The 17,101-nt window shown below is 73.3% G+C and carries 12 protein-coding genes and 1 pseudogene; 7 read left to right on the top strand and 6 right to left on the bottom strand.

What is annotated here, in order from left to right; genetic code table 11:
- Positions 1–30 precede the first annotated feature (30 nt).
- A complete protein-coding gene (locus ACFVHB_RS05850; RefSeq protein ID WP_380315684.1) occupies positions 31–1,926 on the bottom strand; it encodes an acyl-CoA dehydrogenase in 1,896 nt (631 codons plus the stop codon).
- A gap of 295 nt (positions 1,927–2,221) precedes the next feature.
- Between ACFVHB_RS05850 and ACFVHB_RS05845 the strand changes: the two genes are divergently transcribed.
- The 3 genes from ACFVHB_RS05845 (at position 2,222) to ACFVHB_RS05835 (ending at position 5,292) form a co-directional block, all read left to right on the top strand.
- Positions 2,222–2,908 (top strand): ScbR family autoregulator-binding transcription factor, encoded by a 687-nt coding sequence (locus tag ACFVHB_RS05845; RefSeq protein ID WP_380315681.1) that lies wholly within the window; start codon positions 2,222–2,224, stop codon positions 2,906–2,908.
- Positions 2,909–3,124: 216 nt separating this feature from the next.
- Complete coding sequence (locus ACFVHB_RS05840; protein WP_380315678.1) at positions 3,125–4,363, top strand: cytochrome P450; 1,239 nt, start codon at positions 3,125–3,127, stop codon at positions 4,361–4,363.
- A 275-nt stretch (positions 4,364–4,638) separates the two neighbouring features.
- Positions 4,639–5,292 (top strand): TetR family transcriptional regulator, encoded by a 654-nt coding sequence (locus ACFVHB_RS05835; RefSeq protein ID WP_380315676.1) that lies wholly within the window; start codon positions 4,639–4,641, stop codon positions 5,290–5,292.
- Positions 5,293–5,339: 47 nt separating this feature from the next.
- Here ACFVHB_RS05835 and ACFVHB_RS05830 read toward each other — a convergent pair whose 3' ends face one another.
- The 4 genes and pseudogenes from ACFVHB_RS05830 to ACFVHB_RS05815 form a co-directional block, all read right to left on the bottom strand.
- Positions 5,340–5,876, bottom strand: a complete 537-nt coding sequence (locus ACFVHB_RS05830; protein ID WP_380315673.1) for a YrhB domain-containing protein — start codon at positions 5,874–5,876, stop codon at positions 5,340–5,342.
- A 310-nt stretch (positions 5,877–6,186) separates the two neighbouring features.
- Entirely contained in the window at positions 6,187–7,422 is a 1,236-nt protein-coding gene (locus ACFVHB_RS05825; protein ID WP_380315670.1) for a GNAT family N-acetyltransferase, read from the bottom strand.
- Between the two features lie 401 nt (positions 7,423–7,823).
- Positions 7,824–7,914, bottom strand: a pseudogene (locus ACFVHB_RS05820).
- A 71-nt stretch (positions 7,915–7,985) separates the two neighbouring features.
- Entirely contained in the window at positions 7,986–8,717 is a 732-nt protein-coding gene (locus ACFVHB_RS05815) for a hypothetical protein (RefSeq protein ID WP_380315667.1), read from the bottom strand.
- Positions 8,718–9,078: 361 nt separating this feature from the next.
- On the opposite strand from ACFVHB_RS05815, the gene ACFVHB_RS05810 reads away from it, so the two are divergent.
- Together ACFVHB_RS05810 and ACFVHB_RS05805 are read left to right on the top strand one after the other, a co-directional pair.
- Positions 9,079–10,527 carry an APC family permease gene (locus ACFVHB_RS05810; protein WP_380315664.1) on the top strand — a complete coding sequence of 483 codons (1,449 nt, stop codon included), beginning with the start codon at positions 9,079–9,081 and terminating at the stop codon, positions 10,525–10,527.
- A gap of 129 nt (positions 10,528–10,656) precedes the next feature.
- Complete coding sequence (locus ACFVHB_RS05805; protein WP_380315661.1) at positions 10,657–12,294, top strand: amidohydrolase; 1,638 nt, start codon at positions 10,657–10,659, stop codon at positions 12,292–12,294.
- 372 nt (positions 12,295–12,666) lie between these two features.
- Here ACFVHB_RS05805 and ACFVHB_RS05800 read toward each other — a convergent pair whose 3' ends face one another.
- Positions 12,667–14,190 (bottom strand): carboxylesterase/lipase family protein, encoded by a 1,524-nt coding sequence (locus ACFVHB_RS05800; RefSeq protein WP_380315658.1) that lies wholly within the window; start codon positions 14,188–14,190, stop codon positions 12,667–12,669.
- A 129-nt stretch (positions 14,191–14,319) separates the two neighbouring features.
- Between ACFVHB_RS05800 and ACFVHB_RS05795 the strand changes: the two genes are divergently transcribed.
- The gene (locus ACFVHB_RS05795; protein WP_380315655.1) at positions 14,320–14,664 is read left to right on the top strand and encodes a hypothetical protein; all 345 of its coding nucleotides are present in this window, start codon (positions 14,320–14,322) and stop codon (positions 14,662–14,664) included.
- A gap of 216 nt (positions 14,665–14,880) precedes the next feature.
- On the top strand, positions 14,881–16,932 hold the full coding sequence (locus tag ACFVHB_RS05790) for a PIG-L family deacetylase (protein WP_380315652.1): 2,052 nt from the start codon (positions 14,881–14,883) through the stop codon (positions 16,930–16,932).
- Positions 16,933–17,101 lie beyond the last annotated feature (169 nt).

Raw genomic sequence — 17,101 nt, 5'->3', positions numbered from 1 at the left:
GCACCGGCCGCGCGAAGCGGGGGCCGGGGCTCAGACGAGGCCCGCCCGGCCGCCGGAGGCGATCGGCACGGTGGCGAGGAACTCCTCCGGCAGGTCGAAGGCGTCCGCCAGCGTCAGCGCGTGCGGGGCGAGGCGGCCGATGACGGCGCTGACGGTCGGCGCGAGCGCGCGGACGTGGTCCGCCGTCAGGTGGCCGTCCGCGAGCAGGAGCCCGGTGTGCGGGTCGAGGTGCCGGAGCAGGAAGAGCCGGCAGAGGTCCTCCAGCAGCTCCCGCGCCCCGGCGGTGGCCGCGTCGGCCGCGGCGGCGATGAACGCGTCGGCGGCCTGGAGACAGGCCGCGGCCTCGATCATCTCCAGGGCGGGGCCGGAGGCCTCGTTCCAGCGGTCGAGCGGGTCCCCGGAGGGGCCCTGGCGCAGGGCCTCCCGGGCCCGGGCCTGCCGGCCCGCGACCAGCTCGGCCAGCAGGCCGCGCAGGAAGGCCGGGTCGGTCAGCGGCCGTCCCTCCGGGGCGGGGGCGGCGGGGCGGTCGGCGATCGTACGGTCGAAGAGCAGTTCGGAGGCGGCCTTCAGCCAGATCACCAGGTTGTCGCCCTCGGCGGTGATGCCGCCTTCGATGTTCTGCCCCAGCTCGGAGAGCCCGTTGGCGGGGAACAGGCCCTGGGCGCCGCAGCGCTCGCGGGCCTCGGCGGTGATCGCCCGGGCCTGCCAGGTGATCCAGCCCTTGGCGATGGCGATCCGACGCGCGACGTCCTCGCGCTCCTCCGGCGTGTGGCGCACCCACCGGTCCGTCACCGACCGGTGCAGGAACGTCATCGCGTAGGCCGTGGCCATGCCGTCCAGCAGCCGGGAGTGGTGACTGCGGTGGGCCATCAGCGGCACGCGCTGGCCGAGCCTGGGCCCGCTGACCTGCCGGGTGTGGGCGTGGCGCACCGCGAAGACCAGGGCGGCGCGGGCCATCCCGAGGGTGCCGCCGCTCATGCAGAGCTTGCCGGTGGTGACGCGGTCGATGGACTCCAGTAACCGCTTGCGCCGGCTGCCGACGCTGCTGGTGAAGGTGCCGTCGGGTGCGACCCGGCCGTGGTCGGCCTGGAGCATGGCCTCCCGGGGCAGCCGGACGTGGTCGAAGGCGGTGAGGCAGTGGTCGACGGCGGTGCCGGTGCGGTAGGGCAGTCGGCGCACGTGCACGCCCGGCAGGTGGCCGTCGGCGTCGCTCAGGGGCGTGAGGAAGAGGAAGACGCCCCGGTCCGTGCCGTCGACCAGCAGCCGCGCGGCGACCACGGCGCTCTTGGGGCCGCCGGCGAGGCTGGTGTTCGGCATGAACTTCTGCGCCCCCTCGGTCGGCGTGTTCAGGACGAACTCCCCGGTGGCCCGGTCGAACTCGGCCGTGGTCTCGAGGGCGGAGGCGTCGTTGCCGTGGTCCAGCTCGGTGCAGAGGAAGGTGCCGGTGCGGCGCAGCGCGGTGTACTCGGAGAGGTCCCGGCCGCCGGGGCCCTCCTCGTGGTCGAGCAGGCTGCCGAGGAACAGGTTGTAGTGGATGCTGGCCAGCGTGCACAGACCGCCGTCCACCACACCGGTCCACTCGTGCAGCGCGGCCAGCCGGCGCGGGTCGCGGGCGAGGTCCTCGGGGGCGCCGGCCACCGCGTTGACCGCGCGCAGGCGCTCGTAGGAGAGCCCGACGCGCTGCCCGGGCGTCAGACCGTCACGGTGGTGGAACGTTTCGTCGGCGAGCAGGGCGCGCCAGGGGCCGTGCACCCGCTCGCGGTCCTCCCGGTCGAACAGCAGGCCGGTGAGTTCCCGGACGAGCGCCCCGGCCGGCTCCCGGGCTCCGGCCCGGCCCCCGGCCCCGGCGGGCCCGCCCGCGTCCCGGTCGGACGGGAGGCCGACGACCTCGGACGAGGTCTGGTCGCGGAGTATCGCAGTGGTCATGGAACCCTCGGTATGACGACGGGTAGAAAGGTGGAGGTCCCGACCGTTGCAACAAACGTACCAATCGGTTTGGACCGGACCTGGCACATCTTGCCGGGAACCGCGGCCTTCGGTAAAGGTCGGTTCGTACTTGAGATACCGATCGATCGGTTTTAAAGTGGCATCGACCGGTACCATCTGTGAAAGGATCGGACTTCCCCGGGGTCCGGGGCTCGTGCCTGCACCCGCGGTCCATTGCGACGGCGGACGCTGAGCAACATGCCGAATGGTTTCAAGACTCCCGGAGGTCGGGGCGGTGGCGCTGCAAGAACGTGCGGTCAGGACGAAGCGGGCGATCCTGGTCGCCGCGGCCGAGGTCTTCGACGAGCTCGGCTACGAGGCCGCCACCATCTCCGAGATCCTCAAGCGCTCCGGGGTGACCCGCGGCGCGCTGTACTTCCACTTCAGCTCCAAGGAGGAGCTGGCCCAGGGCGTGCTGGCCGAACAGGTGGGCGCCCTGCCGCCCGTCCCGGGGCGGGACCTCAAGCTCCAGCAGTCCCTGGACGAGGCGCTGCTGCTGACCCACCTGCTCCAGCGCGACACCGGGGACCCGATCGTCCGGGGCAGCGTCAGACTGACCGTCGACCAGGGCCCGGCCCAGGGCGGATTCGACCGGCGCCTTCCGATGCAGGGCTGGATCGAGCACACCCACGCGCTCCTCGAAGAGGCCAAGGCCAACGGCGAACTGCTGCCCTACGTCGACACGCTCAGCCTCGCCAAGCTGACGGTCGGTGCGTTCACCGGCGTACAGGTGCTGTCCGACATCATGACCGGCCGGACCGACATGCCGGAGCGGGTGAGCGACCTCTACCGGGTCCTGCTGGCCTCGGTCGCGGCGCCGACCGCGCTCTCCCAGCTGGACTTCAGCCCCGAGCGCGGACTGCGGGTCCACCAGCAGATCATGAAGCTCCGTCAGGAGGCGGAGGAGTCCCCCGAGGCGTAGGGCCCGCCCGGTGGATTGGCGCCGGTCAGGGCCGATCCACTAGAAACAGGCCCCGGGCCCGTCCTCGCGTTCCCGCCGGCCAGGCGGCTCCGGGGGCGGGCCCGAGGGCTCGTGCGACCGTGCCCGGCGGGAACGGTCGGACGCGCCCGAGGCCTCGCGGCGCGGTGCCGACGGGGGACGAAACGGCGCGAACGCCGTTGCATGGAAGAGGCACTGATGGAGACCACGACCACCTGCCCGTACGCGCTCGACGTCCTCGGGCGCGATCTGAACGGCGAGGCGGCGATGCTGCAGGGCCGGGGGCCCGCCGTCGAGGTCGAACTGCCCGGCGGGGTCCGCGCCTGGGCCGTCACCCGCCAGCGGTACGTCGTACGCCTGCTCACCGACCCGCGGGTGTCCAAGGACGCCCGTCAGCACTGGCCGGCCTTCATCGAGGGGCGCATCACCTCCGAGTGGCCGCTCTACCCGTGGGTCGCCAACGAGAACATGCTCTTCGCCTACGGCGATAGACACACGCGCCTGCGCCGCCTGGTCGCCGGGGCGTTCACCGCCCGCCGGACCGAGGCCCTGCGGCCCGCCATCGAGCGCAACGTCGCCGAACTGCTGGACGACCTGGCCGCCCTGCCCGCCGGAGAGCGCGTCGACCTGCGCCTCGCCTTCGCCAAGCAGCTGCCCATGCGGGTCATCTGCGACCTCTTCGGCGTCGCCGAGGAGCTCCGCGAACCGCTGTGCACCGCGCTGCAGCTGGTGTTCAGCACCTCGACGTCCGCGGAGGAGATGGCCGCGGCGCAGCTGGAGGTCTTCGGGATGCTCGGCGAGCTCGTCCAGGAGAAGCTGCGCGAGCCCGGCGACGACCTGACCTCCGCGCTGATCTCGGCCCGCCACGAGGGCCAGACGCTGAGCGAGCAGGAGCTGCTCGGCACCCTGTACCTGATGATCGCGGCCGGTCAGGAGACGACCTGCACGCTGATCGCCAACGCGCTGGGCGCGCTGCTCGCCGACCCGGCCCAGCTGGAGCACGTGCGCACCGGGCGGGCCGGCTGGGCCGACGTGATCGCCGAGACCATGCGCAGCCGCAACCCGGCCGCGTACTCGCCGATGCGCTTCGCGGTGGAGGACATCGACCTGGACGGCGTGCTGATCCGCAAGGGGGAGCCGATCCTGGTCTCCTTCGCCTCCACTGGCATCGACGCCGAGCACCACGGCGAGGACGCCACCCGGTTCGACCTGCTGCGCCCGGGCCGGCGGGACCACCTCGGCTTCGGGCACGGCGTGCACTTCTGCGTGGGCGCGCCGCTGGCCCGGATGGAGGCCACCGTGGCGCTGACCGGGCTGTTCGAGCGGTTCCCGCAGGTGGCGCTGGCCGTCCCGGCGGACGAGATCGAGCCCATACCGTCGTTCATCGTCAACGGCTACGGCTCGCTGCCCGTGGTGCTGGGGGCCGCTGCGGAGTAGCACGGCCCGGGGGGGTGGCGTGGCGGGCGCGGGCCGTCCGTCACGCCGCCACGGCCGCCATGGGCCGCCACGGGCCGCTGCGGTCGCCGTGGGCCATGGCGAGCCGCCGCGAGCCGCCGCGAGCCTCCGTGAGCCCCACCCATGACGCCTCTTCAGAAGAAACCGACATGATGGTTTAATATTCGTGTAGTCCGGGTGAAGGTTCCCGCCGGACGGTCGGGATTGGGTCGGGCCGCTGCCTCCGCGCAGCCGGCCCGCGGTCAGGAGGCCTCGCGATGGTGAAAATGGTGAAGCAGAAGCGCGCCGCCCAGACCCGACGGGCGTTACTTGTCGCCGCCGGCGAGGAGTTCGCCACCGAGGCCTTCGAGACCGTCTCGCTCGCCCGGATCGCCAAGCGGGCCGGAGTCAGCTACGGCGGCCTGCACTACCACTTCGGCACCAAGCAGGACCTCGCCACGGCCGTCGTGGCCGAGGCCGCCGCCGTACTGCGCGACGAGGTGTGCGCGCCCGGTGGCCTCACCGGCCCCGGCCGGCTCGACGCCCGCCCGCCCGCGCTCGGGCGGCTGGTCGAGGCCACCCACCGGCTGTTCGCCCGGCTGGACCAGGACCCGCTGATCCAGGCCGGGTTCGCGCTCACCCGGGACGCCGGCCGCCCGCTGGGCGAGGACCTTCGCGAGCAGTGGCGGCGCTGGGTCGAGGAGGTCCTGGCCGAGGCCGAGCAGGCACGGGAACTCGACGAGGGCGTCGCCGGAGCCGACGTCGCGATCGCCGCGGTGGCGGCCGCGGCAGGCTTCGCGGCGCTGGCCGTGCGCGACCGGTCCTGGCTGAAACCCGATGTCACCGCCCGCTTCTGGGGCCTGATCCTCCCCCGGATCGCCTCCCCCGAGGCAGCGGCCGCAGCCGAGCTGACGGCCGCCGCGGCCCGCTAGAACCACCGGGAAGCGTCATCGCCCTCCTGTTCTTCCCCGGCCGGGGCCTACTGAACCGGGCCGGCCAGGGTTTCCACCGGCTGGAACGGCCACTTGGGCGCTTTCCGGGTGAGCGCCGCCAGGTCCTCCGGCGGTTCGGCGCCGTCCCGGACGACCGCGACGTACGCCTTCGCCTGCTGCAGGCTGAGCCGCGGCGCCTCCTTGCGAAGGTGGCTCATCGCGGCCACCACCCCGGCGGACCGCACGAGTTCGCGGACGGCGGCCGCCAGGGGGTCGGGCGGCCTGACGCCCCTGGTCTGCCACAGGTAGTCGTCCTCCCACCCCTCGTCCAACCCCCTGACGGCGGGGACGAAGTGGATGCTCCCGTCGTGACGGTCCACCAGGTAGTGGCTGCTGCTCCCGAAACCGAGCCGCGCGTCGCCGGTGCGGGCGAACTCCGCCGTGTCCCAGTAGAAGACCCAGCCGACCGAGTACTCCTCCACGCTGTGGATGGCCAGCTCGGGAACGGGACTCCACGGCCACGTCATTTGCTCCCTGGCCAGGAGGGATTCGGCGAGCTCGACGGCACGTTCCTTGGAGATCACGCCTTCATCCTCCCCCACCGGTCAACCGGTCTCCGCCGGAGGGCACCGCCCCGATCGCGAGCGGGCGGCGCGTCAGCTCGCGACGGCGGCGACGGGTGGTCCCGCTCGCCGGGCTCCCCGCGCCGGGTGCTGGCGGCGGGCTTGAAAGTCCGTTCACCGGTCCCCTCCGCACCGCCCTGGCCGCGCAGGACCCTCCACCGGCGGGTCGGCGTTGTCCCCCCGGCCACCTGGCTGCGATGACCCTCGCCACCCGCGGCGACCTCGTCTGCCCGGTGTCCGCCGCATCCCCGGCGCAGCGCGAACCCACTCCTCAGAACCAGTGCAGGCAGTGCGGGGGGCGCTCGGCGCGGAAGAGGGTGTCGGCGAGGGCGGCCGCGCCCGGGTGGTGGGCCCGGATGTGGCCGGCCCGCACCAGCGTGCTCAGGGTGGTGCCGCCGAGGTAGACGGAGCCCAGGTCGCTCACGTCCAGGGACAGGTCTGGCTCCCGGTCGGTCGGCACGCACTCGGCCTTGCCGTCCCGGACGGTCAGCAGGTAGCGGCCGTGCTCGCCGAGGAACGGGTCGTCGACGTCGAGGACGAGCTCGCCGTCCGTGAACCAGCCGCGCGCGGTCAGCGCCCGCGGGACGTCCAGCAGCCGCACCCAGAGCCAGTCGGTGTCGCCGCTCACCTCGCCGGCGCGGAAGTCCTCGAACTGCCAGCGCAGCGGGTGCCCGGTCGGGACGTGCTTGAACACGACCTTGGTGACCAGGTCGTGTTCGAGCAGGAACCGCGCCAGGGCGGTGTGGACCCGGTCGTCGGCGGCCACGGTCTCGTCGACCGTCAGGGTCTCGGACTCGCCGATCGAATAGCTCGCGTACCCGTCCGGGACCCCGTCGGCGTCGCGGTGGACGGCGACGTAGCGCGGTGCCGGGGCGATCGGGGGCTGCCCGGCTCCCGAGGCCCACCAGCGGTGCGGCCGGGACAGCGCGCCGGGCTGCGAACGGCGGTACCGGTCGTAGACCTCTTCCAGGATCGCGCCGCACTCCGCCCGCCGCAGCACCTCGACGGTGCCGGCCTCCGGGCCGCTCGCCGGCGTGTCGGCCGTCCCCCGCGCCCGGGGACGGGCGAGGGACGCCTGGTGGCGCGGCACCGTCAGCCGCGCGGTGTACGTCGCCGGCCCGTAGCCGAACCTGCGGTAGATCAGGGCCTCGGAGGCCAGCAGGACGGAGAGGAACTCCCCGCGGTCACGCAGCTCGGTGAGCTGACGCCGCATCATCGCGGTCAGCACGCCCCGGCGTCGGTGCGACGGCAGGACGCCGACGGCGGTAACCCCGGCGGTCGGGGCGATGACCTCACCGGGCAGGGTGAGCTCGAAGGTGTACGCGCCGGCGGTGCCGATGGGCCGCCCGTCCGCCGTCACGGCGAGCAGGCCGCGGTCCATCTCGAACACCGACCACCACACCCCGCGCCCGCCCTCGCCCGGGGTCTCCGGGAAGCGCCCGAACGCGGCGTGAAGGGTGTCGACGAAGACGTCGAGGTCCTCGTCGGTGGTGGAACGAATCTCCATCCTGCCGTTGCCTCCCGGATATCGGCACCACGACGCGTGGTGTCCCCCGCACAGTGCAGCGCCACCGCTCCGCCGGGTCAAACGAATTACGGGCAGGGGGCGGCGCAGTACCGGCCGCCGGGAAATGCGAGAGGACCCGGGAGCGTAGCCAGCTCCCGGGCCCCTGTGTGCCGCCCAATTGCGCACACCGGCACGTTTAAGGGTCGCGGATCAGATTGAAACCGACGCGTTCTACCTTTGAACTACCGTGCCACGGAGCGGCACAGACAGGACTTGAACCTGCATTCGTCGATATTCGTCCACACCCCGTCGATCCGGCGTTCGGCGGCGAATGCTGAGACTGGAGCGAGAGTCTGAGGTTCACGAGGTCTGCCTCTGCCTGCTTGGGCTACCCCGGCTCGTGGTGCCGGGGGGAGGGATCGAACCTCCACTGTGACCCCTGGTCAGCTTCAACATCAGTGTCAGCTTTTCGCACCGCGCAGCGCCCCCGCCCGGCTCCCCGGGCCTGGGTTCTCGGCGCGCCCGGTGCACCCGCCCGGCTCCCCGGGCGGGCGATCATGGGGCTACCGGAACAGGTAGCCGAAGACGGCGTCACCCACCCGCTGGTCGGTGACCTCCACGGCGTTGGCCTCCTCGCGGGCGAACTTCACCGCCTGCTGGAGCTTCTCCACCCGCTCGGCGAGCTCGTTCACCCGGCGGGCCGGCAGCGCGCCCGAGAACTTGACCGTGGTCCAGTAGCCGACCGCGATGTCCTCGTAGTAGACCTCGACCTGGGCGGGGTGCTTCTCGGTGGCCTCGGCCTTGACGTGGTTGCGCGGCACCTTCTTGGTCCGGATGGTGCGCACCGGCTCGGTCTTCCACGAGTCGGTGGACGGGTCGAGGTTCCACGACTCGGAGGCGTCCAGCACCGGGAGCTTCTTCACGAAGGTGAACAGGTCGGTGAGCTGCTTCTCCAGGAAGAGCAGGTACGGGACCGGCACCTGGGCGAGCAGCACCTGGCCGTCCACCACGACGTCCGCCCGGGCGCCGATGTTGGCCCAGTCCTTGGTGGCCGTCACGTCGAACAGCCGGGTCAGGGTGGCCGCGGTGGACCGCAGGATGTCCTCGGCCTTGAGCTGCACCCGGGTCGACTCCGGCGGCAGCTGCTCACCCTCCTCGTCCTTGGGCTGGTACGTCCGGGAGATGCCGGCCAGCAGTGCGGGCTTCTGCAGGTCCTGGTGGGCCTGGGTCAGCTCCTGGAAGGACTTGGACTTGACGCCCTTTTCAACGGCGATGATCTGGTTCAGCTTTGCCACGTCGAGGACGCTACCAGCGCCGAACTGGTGCGCGACACCGAATTGTCGATCGAGGCCTCGCCGAGTCCCCGCCGATCCGCTCCGGCCGCGAGCGGGCCGGGGCGGATCGAGGACGAGGGGCGGCCGGCCGCGGAGGTGCGGCAGCGCCTGGCCGCCCGCGCGGCCGCACGTCCGGCAGCAGCACGCGCTCTTATGACAACAGCATTGACGTGAAACGGGTGCGGCGGTTTCATGGCCACCCACCGGCCGTTCGGCCGCCCCCACCCCCCATCACCCCCTCACGCAAGGCGGTGTTCCCTTGGCAGAAACCGTCCAGGACACGGGTACCGGTCCGAGAGCCCACTCCGACTCCCCCGTCTCCATGCGCAAGTCCCTCGGCCTGCTCGACGGGGCGGCGATCGCCGCCTCCAGCACGGCCGCCACCAGCAGCATCGGCATCGGCCTCGGACTGACGGCCGGCATCGTCGGCCTCCACCTCCCGGCGATCATGCTGCTCGCCTTCCTGCCCGTGCTCGCCATCGCCGGCGGCTACGGCCGGCTCAACCGGGTCGACCCCGACGCCGGCAGCAGCTACCGCTGGGTCGGCCAGACGCTCAACCCCTGGCTCGGCTTCCTCACCGGCTGGGTCAACACCGTCGGCACCGTCGTCTTCATGGCGTACACCACCACGGTGACCGGCTCGGCGATCATCCAGCTCCTCGGCCAGGCCGCCGTCCACTCCGTCGCCGGCCTGCGCCTGGACCCGGACTCCACGCTCCAGTGCACCCTGCTCGGCCTGGCCGTGCTGATCGCCGCCGCACTGGTCGCCGTCCGGGGCCTCGAACTCGCCGCCCGCCTGCAGAAGTACCTGCTGGTCTTCGAGTACGGCGTGCTGCTCGCGTTCTGCGGCTACGGCCTCTTCGCCGGCGGCCAGCCGTTCTCGCCGCAGTGGTTCAACCCCTTCGACATCCCCTCGCTCAGCGCGCTCGCCCAGGGCATGGTGCTCGCGGTGTTCTGCTACTGGGGCTTCGAGTCGGTGTTCAGCGTCGGCGAGGAGGTCCGCGACCCCGAGGACGCCTCGCGCGGCGGCCTGCTCGCCCTGGTCGTGATGATGCTGCTCTTCGTCCTCGCCGGCACCGCCTTCCAGCGCGTCCTCCCGCTGGACGAGCTGGCCGACAACGGCGCGCAGGGGCTCGCCTACTTCGGCACCAGGCTGGCCGACCAGCCGCTCGCCGCGCTGCCGCTGATCGCCCTGACCTTCTCCGCCGTCGCCTCACTGCAGGCCTCGGTCATCCCCACCGCGCGCGGTCTCTACGCCATGGGACGCGACGGCGTGCTCGGCCCGGTCTGGACCCGGCTGCACCCCCGGCACGGCACCCCGGCCGTCGGCACGCTGCTGATCACCGGCATCGCCTGCGTGCTCGCCCTGCTCTCGATCGCCATCCCCACCGTCGGCGACCTCATCTCCGCCGCCGTCAACGCGATCGGCATCGTGGTCGCGCTCTACTACGCGCTCACCGCCGTCGCCGCGGCCGTGCGCTTCCGCCACCTGCTGCGCACCGCGCCGCTGGAGGGCCTGCGCGCGGTGGTCGGCCCGCTGCTCGGCGCCGCCGCGCTGCTGCTCGTCGGCGGCTACCTCGCCTGGACCTTCTACGCCTCCGCCGACCACTTCGAACTCGCCGCCGACAACGGCTGGTTCGAGCTGCTCGTGCCAGTGCTGATGATCGGCTCCGGCCTGGTGGCGGCGGCCTGGGCCCGTTGGCGGCGCCGCTCGGACTACTTCCTCCGGCCCGTCGGCGAGGGCCCCGCACCGGCGGCCCCCACCGTCTGACCAGCGAGGCGGGTGCCACAGGCGCGTCCTGCGGCACCCGCCTCCGCCGAACCCGTCCTGCGCCACTCCCGCCACCCTCGCCGCAGGACCCACCGGACCACCCGCACCCCAACCGTCTGGAGCACCACCATGAACAAGGCCGACCTGGTCTTCACCCACGGCCCCGTCCACACCGGCGACCCCGCCCGCACCCGGGCGAGCGCCCTGGCCGTGACCGGCGAGCGCATCACCGCCGTCGGGCACGACGAGGTGCGGGAGCTGATCGGGCCGGGGACCGAGGTCGTCGATCTCACCGGCAAGCTGCTGATCCCCGGGTTCCAGGACGCACACATCCACGCCGTCTACGGCGGCACCGAACTCGCGGGCTGCGACCTGACCGGCACCGTCGGGGTCGACGACTACCTCGACCGGCTCCGCGCGTACGCCGACGCCGAACCCGGGCAGTCCTGGATCACCGGTAGCGGCTGGTCGATGGAGAGCTTCGAGGGCGGCCTGCCCACCCGGCAGCTGCTCGACTCCGTCATCCCGGACCGCCCGGTCTACCTCGTCAACCGCGACCACCACGGCGCCTGGGCCAACACCCGGGCCCTGGAGCTGGCCGGCCTGACCAAGGACACCCCCGACCCGGCGGACGGCCGGATCGAGCGCGAGCCGGACGGCACCCCGAGCGGCGTCCTCCAGGAGGGGGCCACCAAGCTGGTCGCCCGGCACGTCCCGCCCGCCACCGCCGCCGACCGGCTCGCCGGCCTGCTGCGGGCGCAGCGGCTGCTGCACTCGCTGGGCATCACCGGCTGGCAGGACGCGCTGCTCGGCGAGTTCAACGGTCAGCCGGACCCGTCCGACGCCTATCTCGCGGCCGCCCGGGACGGTTCGCTGACCGCCCGGGTGACCGGGGCACTCTGGTGGGACCGCGAGCGCGGGGCCGAGCAGATCCCCGAACTCGTGGCGCGGCGGGAGGAGTTGCGGGCGGGCCGGTTCCGGGCCGGCTCGGTGAAGATCATGCAGGACGGCATCGCCGAGAACTTCACCGCCGCGATGACCGCGCCCTACCTGGACGGCTGCGGCTGCGCCACCGCGAACTCCGGCCTGAGCTTCGTCGACCCCGAGGCGCTGAAGCGACACGTCACCACGCTGGACGCGCTCGACTTCCAGGTGCACTTCCACGCCCTGGGCGACCGCGCGGTGCGGGAGGCGCTGGACGCGGTGGAGGCGGCGATCGCGGCGAACGGCCGGCGCGGCAACCGGCACCACCTCGCCCACCTCCAGGTCGTCCACCCGAGCGACATCGGCCGGTTCGCGCAGCTCGGCGCGATCGCCAACCTCCAGCCGCTCTGGGCCGCGCACGAACCCCAGATGGACGAACTCACCATCCCCTTCCTCGGCCCCGAACGCGCCACCTGGCAGTACCCGTTCGGCGACCTGCTGCACGCCGGCGCCACCCTGGCCGCCGGGAGCGACTGGCCGGTCAGCAGCCCCGATCCGCTCGCCGGCCTCCACGTCGCCGTCAACCGGATGGAGCCGGAGGCCACCGACGGCCGCGTCTTCCTCCCCGACCAGCGCCTCGACCTCGCCACCGCCCTCGCCGCCTACACCGCCGGATCGGCCCACGTGAACGGCCACGACGACGCCGGCAGCCTGCGACCGGGCCACCTCGCCGACCTGGTCGTCCTCGACCGCGACCCCTTCGCCGCCCCCGCCGAGGAGATCGCCCAGGCTCGCGTCGAACGCACCTACGTCGGCGGCCGGTTGGTGCACGCCGCGGACTGACCCTCCGCAGCTGGGCGCGGCCCGAGGGGGTGGAGAGCCCCCCTCGGGCCGTCGCGGCCGGCTGGGCCGGAACCTTGAATCCGGCTCCGTCATGGCCGACCGAACCTCAGGAATCCGCCCCGGCACATAGCTTGAGCACAAAGCTCCTTCGGCGCCGTCCCGTGCGAGAAGTTCGCCGTCAACGGGAACGGCACGCAGATCACCTGCTACCCGCCCTCGGGAACGGTCGAGACCAGGTCTCCCGCTCGGCGTCGAGCTGTGACGACACGCTGCCAGGAGCCCTCCGCATCGGTTGCACCACGATCTGCCGGCCCTCCGGTAGCCGATCCACGCCACGGCCGAGCTCGACCGCGTCGTCCCCGAGCCGGAAGGTCAGTCCAGCCAGATCTCGCGGACGGCGCGCAGCGGGTCCTGCTCGACGTGTGGCTCGTCGTCCCAGAGCATGGTGGCCCGGCCGGCCGCGTAGCGCGGCCAGTCCCGGCCCGGGTCGAGGTCGCGGACGAAGGCGACCCAGGCGCCGTGGATGGCCTCGGCGAGCCGCTGCGGGGGCTGCCCGCCGAGTGCCGCCTCGACGCCCTCCGCGTGCAGCAGGTCGAAGGCGAACGGCAGGTCCGTGCAGTGGTAGGCCTGCCCGGCGCGGCCGGGGGCGGTGCCGGACCAGTCGAACTGGTAGAGCCAGGTGGGCAGTTCACGCGCCGCGCGGGCCTCGGCGAGCGCCACGGCGGGGGCGCGGAACAGCAGGTCGGTGATCGCCTGGCCGCCGACCGTCCGGGGGTCGGCCGGCCGCCCGGTCGCCCGGTGGTGGGCGAGGAAGCGCGCGGCGTGCTCCTCGTCCAGGCCCAGTTCGGCGAGGAGCCCGGACAGCGCCGGCCCGTTCGCCGCCATCGGCACCGCCGCCGCCTCCGCCGCCACCGCCGCCGCCTCCGCCTCCGCCTCCGCCTCCGGGGCGAACTCGTGCGCGGTGAAACCGATCAGCAGCGGCACGTCCGCGCCGGCCTCCCCCTCGACCAGCGCCTCCGGCAGCGGGACCGGGATCAACTCGCCGTCGGCGAAGGGCCCGAGGAGCAGCGGCGGCAGCTCGTCCCGGCCGGGTCCGGGGGCGTTCAGCGCGTCCTGGAGGGCGAGCAGTTCCCCGTCGGTGGCGTCGCGCAGGGCGGCCGCGGTCGCGGGCACTCCGGCCCGCGCGGCGAACAGCCGGGAGACCGCCCGGGCCGTCTCCCGGTCCTGCGGTCGCGGCACCGCGCCGGAGGCCGAGACGGCCGCGCGGAACAACCCGCGCGCCGCCGGGGTGGCGAGCAGGGTCTGCACGGCACCGCCACCCGCCGACTGGCCGGCGATCGTGACCTTGGCGCCGTCCCCGCCGAAGGCCGCGATGTTGTCGCGGACCCACGCCAGGGCGGCGATCCAGTCCAGCACGCCCCGGTTGTCGGGGGCGTCCGCCAGGTGCAGGAACCCCTCGACGCCGAGCCGGTAGCCCACCGAGACCAGGACCACGCCGTCCCGGCTGAAGGCCGCGCCGTCGTACCAGGGGCTGGCGGAGCAGCCGGCGACGAAGCCGCCGCCGTGGATCCAGACCAGGACCGGCAGCCCGGCCGAAGGGTCCGCCGCGGGAGTGAAGACGTTCAGGTTGAGGACGGCCTCGCCGGGGACGGTCGGCTCGGGGATGGTGGTGACGCCCGCGAGCGGGCGGCGCTGGGCGGTCGGACCGTACGCGGTGGCGTCGAGCACCTCGGTCCACGGCCGCGGCGGGACGGGCGCCGCGAAGCGCAGGTCGCCCACGGGCGGCCGGGCGTAGGGGATGCCGAGGAAGCGGAGGCCGCCGGCGCGGCGCTCGCCGCGAACCGGGCCGCTGCGGGTCCGGACGACGGGGTGGTCCTGCCGTGCTGCGCTGGTCATTCCGGGCTTCCCTCGTGTGTGGGGGTCGCGGCTCCTCGGCACCGCGCTCCTTGGCACCCTAGGCACGATCGGCGTCGACGGGGGTGGTTGACGGGGGTGGTTGACGGGGGTGATCGCCATCATGGCGGCATGAGCAACCCGCATCTGGCCGCCGGCAGTGTCTGGCGGCTTCACCACGACGGCCAGGAGATCGCCCGGCTGTCCGTGACCGACGCCGATATGCCCTGGACCCACGCCGAGGTCGAGGCACTGCCCGGCTTCGCCTCGTTCCGGCCGCTCTTCGCGGCGCAGGAGCGGGCCGTCGAGGAGGAGGACTGGGAGGGGGCCGACGCGTGCTACACCCAGATCCGCCGTGCGCTGACCATGACGTTTCCCGACGGCAGCCCGGTCGCCGAGTTCATGCTGCACATCCACGACGACGGTACCGCCGGCTGGCGCTGGCACGACGAGCCCTTCGACACCGCGGACGAGTGACGCGCCGGCGGCTGACCGCGGAGCCGCCCGTCTCGGAGCGGGAGGGGCGAGGTGATCCGCGGCTACCCGCTCAGCACCCGTCAGCGGCCCGGTTCCGTACCCGGAGCCGGGCCGCGGCGCGTCCGGTTCGCATGGCCGGCCTCGGGCACGGCCGTCGTCCTGACGCCCTGCTAGATTCGGCGCGCTTTTGACAGAACCACGCAAAGGGGGGGGCGCATGAGGCGCGCACGAACGGGGGCGGCACTCGCCACCGCCATGACGATGGCGGTGCCCGTCTGGCTGGCACAGCCGGCCGAGGCGGCACAGCCCCGGGCGAGCATCGTCCAGATCGTCGCCCACGAGGACGACGACGTGCTGTTCATGAATCCCGATCTGGCCAACGGCATCAAGGCCGGCGTGCCGATCACCACCGTCTACCTCACGGCCGGCGAGAACAACTCCGCCGCCCGGGCCGGCGCCGGTCTGACGGACGTCGGTTACGCCAAGGCCCGCCAGGACGGTGCCAAGGCCGCGTACGCTCAGATGGCGGGCGTGTCGTGCCCGGACAACTCCTGCTGGAGCGGCGGTGACCTCCCGGTCGGCCAGAACGTCGTCGAGCACTACCGGCTCAACGGAGCCGACGTCCACCTGTACTTCCTCGACCTCCCCGACGGCGGGGAGGACTCCTACCAGGGTGGCGGCGCTCTCCGCCGGATCTGGACCGGCAGCTCGCAGTCCGTCGACACGCTGACCATGTCGGACAACGGGAGTTGGCCCCAGCACTACAGCCGCTCCGGCCTGCTGGACGTCCTGACCGCGCTGATCGGCACCAGCGGGGCCACGCTGGTGCGGGTACAGGACCCAGCGCCGGACCCGCTGCTGCTCGGCGAGCTCCCCGACCTGCCGGAACACGACAACCCGGACCACGTCTCCGCCGCCTTGTTCGGCGACGAGGCCGTCCGCCGCTACGCAACGCCGCAGACCCCCCGGGTGGTCCTGGACCACTACCGCGACTACAACATCCAGGACACCCCCGCCAACCTGTCCGGGGCGGCGACCGCCGAGAAGGTCACCACGTTCGAGGGCGCCTACGCGCCGGACGACGTGCTGCTGCCCTGGGGAACCGGAACGCCCCCCACCACCTGCGACCCGGCCACCCGGTACTACCAGTGCTGGGAGTCCCGGGAGCAGTTCCGGACGCCCCGCTCCACGCAGTCGGTGACCAGCGACCCCAACGGCCGGCTGCACGCCTTCGCGGTGGAGAGCGGCAGCCTCTACGAGTGGGCCGAGGACGCCGACAAGGTGTGGCAGGGCCCGTTCGCGCACGGCAACCAGGGCGGGCCGCTGACCGCTGCCGTGACGGTCGGGCGCGACCAGGACGGCCGTCTCGAGGTCTTCGGCCAGCGCGCCGACACCGGCGAGATCGTCTCCAACTACCAGTCCACCGCCCCCGGTGGCTGGAGCTGGGGTTCCCTCGGCAGCCCGAACCCCGGCCCGGGTGACGCCCTCCAGGTGAGCGCGCCCACCGTCGCCTCGAACGGCGACGGCCGGCTCCAGGTCTTCGTCCGCAACCGGGGCGGCGGGATCAGTTCGACCTGGCAGACCTCCCCCAACGGGGGGTGGAGCGGCTGGCTCGCCGACCTGGGCGGCAGCGGGATCCAGGAGGCACCGGCCGCGTTCACCACGCGGGACGGCCGGATCGAACTCTTCGCCTGGGCACCCACGACCAGCACTGCCTCGGTCCTGCACTGGTTCCAGCCCGCGCCCAACCAGTCGTTCCAGCGCGACGGCGACTTCCCGTTCGTCGCACCGACCAGTGCGCCGACGGTCGCGATGGACCTGGACGGCAGGCTGGAACTGCTCTACCGCCAACTCGACGGCCAGGAGCCGCTGACCCAGACCGCGAACTCCTCCACCATGACGCTCTGGCAGACCTCCACCGGCGGCGGGTGGACACGGGCGGCCGGCGCGCTCGGCGGCGGTCCCGACCAGGGCGGAATCGGCGCGCCCGCTGCGGTCACCGCAGGCGACGGGCGAATCGTCGCGGCCGTCCGCAACCGCGGCGGAGGGGTCAGCGTGACCCGCCAGGCGAGCCCGAACTCCGCGTTCGGCGGCTGGACCGACCTGGGTGGCCCCGGCGTCGGCATCATCGCGGGCGTCCCCGCCGCAAGCGTCGACCGCAACGGCCTGACCGACCTGGTGGTCATCGGCCTCGACGGTCGCCTCTACGACAACCGCCAGCGCACCGACGGCTCGTTCGCCGGCTGGAAGGCCATGGGCACGTCCTGACCGCGCCACTCCCCGGACGTGCCCGGCCCGCCCCTGCGGCGGGCCGGGCACGTACGCCGTTCAGACGCCGCGGGCCGCCTGTGCCGTGGCCGACGACCTCCTCCCGTACCTCCGCACCGGTGGCACCAGGCCCCGCCCTCTCCCGCTGTGAGTGACTGGGCGACAAATC

The organism is Kitasatospora sp. NPDC127111 (assembly GCF_042677465.1).
GTDB lineage: Bacteria > Actinomycetota > Actinomycetes > Streptomycetales > Streptomycetaceae > Kitasatospora.
Note: the sequence above shows the minus strand (reverse complement) of the source record. Positions and strands in the feature narration are given on the sequence as shown.

What these genes read in the sequence shown, in the direction of transcription:
- ACFVHB_RS05850 (WP_380315684.1), bottom strand. Translation starts at nt 1,926, where the DNA reads ATGACCACTGCGATACTCCGCGACCAGACCTCGTCCGAGGTCGTCGGC.
- ACFVHB_RS05840 (WP_380315678.1), top strand. Translation starts at nt 3,125, where the DNA reads ATGGAGACCACGACCACCTGCCCGTACGCGCTCGACGTCCTCGGGCGC.
- ACFVHB_RS05835 (WP_380315676.1), top strand. Translation starts at nt 4,639, where the DNA reads ATGGTGAAAATGGTGAAGCAGAAGCGCGCCGCCCAGACCCGACGGGCG.
- ACFVHB_RS05825 (WP_380315670.1), bottom strand. Translation starts at nt 7,422, where the DNA reads ATGGAGATTCGTTCCACCACCGACGAGGACCTCGACGTCTTCGTCGAC.
- ACFVHB_RS05810 (WP_380315664.1), top strand. Translation starts at nt 9,079, where the DNA reads ATGCGCAAGTCCCTCGGCCTGCTCGACGGGGCGGCGATCGCCGCCTCC.
- ACFVHB_RS05805 (WP_380315661.1), top strand. Translation starts at nt 10,657, where the DNA reads ATGAACAAGGCCGACCTGGTCTTCACCCACGGCCCCGTCCACACCGGC.
- ACFVHB_RS05800 (WP_380315658.1), bottom strand. Translation starts at nt 14,190, where the DNA reads ATGACCAGCGCAGCACGGCAGGACCACCCCGTCGTCCGGACCCGCAGC.
- ACFVHB_RS05795 (WP_380315655.1), top strand. Translation starts at nt 14,320, where the DNA reads ATGAGCAACCCGCATCTGGCCGCCGGCAGTGTCTGGCGGCTTCACCAC.
- ACFVHB_RS05790 (WP_380315652.1), top strand. Translation starts at nt 14,881, where the DNA reads ATGAGGCGCGCACGAACGGGGGCGGCACTCGCCACCGCCATGACGATG.